The sequence below is a fragment of the Nonomuraea sp. NPDC051941 genome (genome assembly GCF_044593615.1).
Genome location: NZ_JBIUCF010000135.1, coordinates 1 through 2,397, shown reverse-complemented (window position 1 = coordinate 2,397; position 2,397 = coordinate 1). Strand labels below are relative to the sequence as shown.

The 2,397-nt window shown below is 67.3% G+C and carries 3 protein-coding genes; all 3 read right to left on the bottom strand.

Annotated features, from left to right (window positions below):
- Positions 1-613: hypothetical protein (locus ACIHFD_RS67770; RefSeq protein ID WP_397375953.1), on the bottom strand; the 613-nt coding region annotated here is incomplete at its 3' end.
- Positions 614-812: 199 nt separating this feature from the next.
- Positions 813-1,139 (bottom strand): helix-turn-helix domain-containing protein, encoded by a 327-nt coding sequence (locus tag ACIHFD_RS67765; RefSeq protein WP_397375952.1) that lies wholly within the window; start codon positions 1,137-1,139, stop codon positions 813-815.
- Positions 1,140-1,227: 88 nt separating this feature from the next.
- Positions 1,228-2,181, bottom strand: coding sequence for a tyrosine-type recombinase/integrase (locus tag ACIHFD_RS67760; protein ID WP_397375951.1), 954 nt, complete (start codon positions 2,179-2,181; stop codon positions 1,228-1,230).
- Positions 2,182-2,397: the final 216 nt, after the last annotated feature.

Genomic DNA, 2,397 nt, shown 5'->3' with positions numbered 1-2,397 from the left:
GAGATCGTGGTCCTCCTTCGCGCAGGGTCCGCAGCCAGCCCTCGACATCGGCCCGGATTCCCGGGGTGAGGGCCACGAGTTTGCGCTCCAGCCACGACTCGAAGGCGGGGATCCGGTCATCGTCGAGCAGGTCGAGATGGTCGAGGATCTCGACGGTGCGTTCAACGCTCATCCCGCGGCTGCGGATGGCCTGGAACGCCTCCGAGTACCGGATCTTGTCGCCGTTGGCATGGCTCGATAGCAGAATGACCAGGCTCCGATCGACGTAACTGGCCACTCGTGGGGTCCAACCGCGCGCTTCGCCGACGGTTTGGGCCATGTTCCTCGCCCGGGCCAGCCAGGGATTGGCGAGGTCGGCGTGCCAGCGACGATCGAAGTGGCTGAAGTCTCTGCGGACTTCGATAGGCAGCTTCAACTGGATCCAACCGAGTGGCGCAGTCGGCTGCGGTTGGGTTGGCGGGCGACGACTCTTCCGGCGCCCGCCGGGCCCAACGGGTGGGCCTTTCGAGCGTGGACGCTGCAGGTCTGCCAGAAAGAGTTGCTGGTAGTGGATCTCGCGCAGAAATGGCTCCAGGGCCGCGCCCTTGGCCGGGGAGGATGTCTTGGCCTCCAAGCTGGCCTGAATCCAGCACAGCCGGCAGTACTCCTTCTTCAGCGGAACGACCCGGTGGCAGGCCGCGCACTGGCCGGGCTCATGATTCCTGCCGAAGGACTCACAAGCCCCGCAGAACAGGCGCAGCGGTAATGGCCCCCAGGCCAGGCAGCCGGTGCAGGTCGAGGGCGGTCGGGGACATCCGCGGCGACGAGTCATGTCACGCCGGCGGCAGCGAGCGTCCGTCCCGCCGCTTGGGTGTCACCGACGGGCCTCCCGATGAGGCCGCCGCGGGCTGCTGCCCGGCTGGTTCATCGGCGCGCTTGACATTGCCGGGTTCGGGGATGAGGAGCTCGTCGACGCCGCAGCCGAGGACGGCGCAGATGACATCAAGGTCGTCGAGTTTGATGCTGGCCGGCTCGCCCGACCACAGCCCGGACATCTTCCCGGCGCTGATAGTCAGGCCTCGGTCGGCGAGCATGCGCTGCAGTTCGCTGGCCTTCCAGATGCCGCGGTTGGCAGCGGCCAGCCGCAGGTTCCACTTCATCGCCGTAGTCCTTCCAGGCGGGTGGCGGCGCGTTGCTGGCCCGCGAGCCAGGCGTCCTCGATATGGGTGCCGGGGACGTGAACGTACTTCATCGTGGTGGCCACCCAGGCGTGCCCGAGCACGGCCTGGACCGCGAGCAGGTCATCCCGGCCAGATAGAGCTGGGAGGCGCAAAAGTGCCGCAGGACATGGGGCGTGACGACCTCGGGCCAGTCCGGCAGATGACGTTCGGCGCTGCCTGCGAGCGCCGCTCGGAGCGTCTCGTCGCCGACCCGGGCGGCGCTGCCGTCGATGTTCTTGCGTTCGGAGGGCAGCAACGGGACGCCGGGCCGGTTGTGATCGTCGCCGAACTGGCCCCACACGTCCTCCACGAACCAGCGCAGCGTGATCGCGGCGTTGTTGATCAGTGGCACCATCCGTTCGCGCGGTCCGGAACCGCGGGCGCCCTTGCCGTGCCGGACGTGCAGCTTGCCGAAGCGGCCCAGCTCCCACTTGATGTCGGCCAGGTCGAGCTTGCAGGCCTCGTTGACCCGGAGGCCGACCTCGCTCATCACCTTGGCGGCGGTGTAGTTACGCGCGGCCGGCGCGAACTTGCGACAGGTGGCCAGGTCCTCGCGCCAGCCGGCGAATAGCCGGTCGACCTGCTCGGCGCTGGGCGGGATCCGCAACCGCGCTTCCTGGCGGCCGCGGGGCCGGTTCATCTCATCGATCGGGCACTCGACCACGCGGCCGGTCATCTGGTGGATCTCCACCTTGTGCCGCAGCTCCAGGAACACGAAGAACGTCTTGAGCGCCTGCGCACGCGACAGCCGGGTGCCCTTGGCCGTGGTGCGCAGCACCTTGCCGAAGTACATATCGGCATCGGCGGGTTCCATCTCCCACAGCGGCCGGCCGAACCAGGCGCGTACCTGTTCCAGGTGCAGCACATCGGAGGAGATCGTCCCGTCCGACAACCCCGCCGCAGCTCGGGCCAGTACGAATCCGGCCAGCACGTCGGTCTCCAGCGCCTCCAGATCCTCGGGCGTGGCCGGGGCACGTGCCACCCGAAGATCCCTCACCACCGCCAGGCCCAACTTCAGCCTCCTCGCCTTCACTCGGTCAGCGAGAAGCTCGGTCACATCGACAAAGCTTCACAATGAGTGAAGCTACTTCAACTCAACGTGATCGAACTGCGGAAGGCAGAAAGTCCCAGCTCCCAGGCCACAACAGCGGCAACCGGGACGGTAGAGACGACTGGGAACTCAGGGGTTATTTCTTAG

Excerpts from the sequence above, each read along its gene's own strand:
- ACIHFD_RS67765 (WP_397375952.1), bottom strand. The coding sequence starts at position 1,139 with ATGAAGTGGAACCTGCGGCTGGCCGCTGCCAACCGCGGCATCTGGAAG.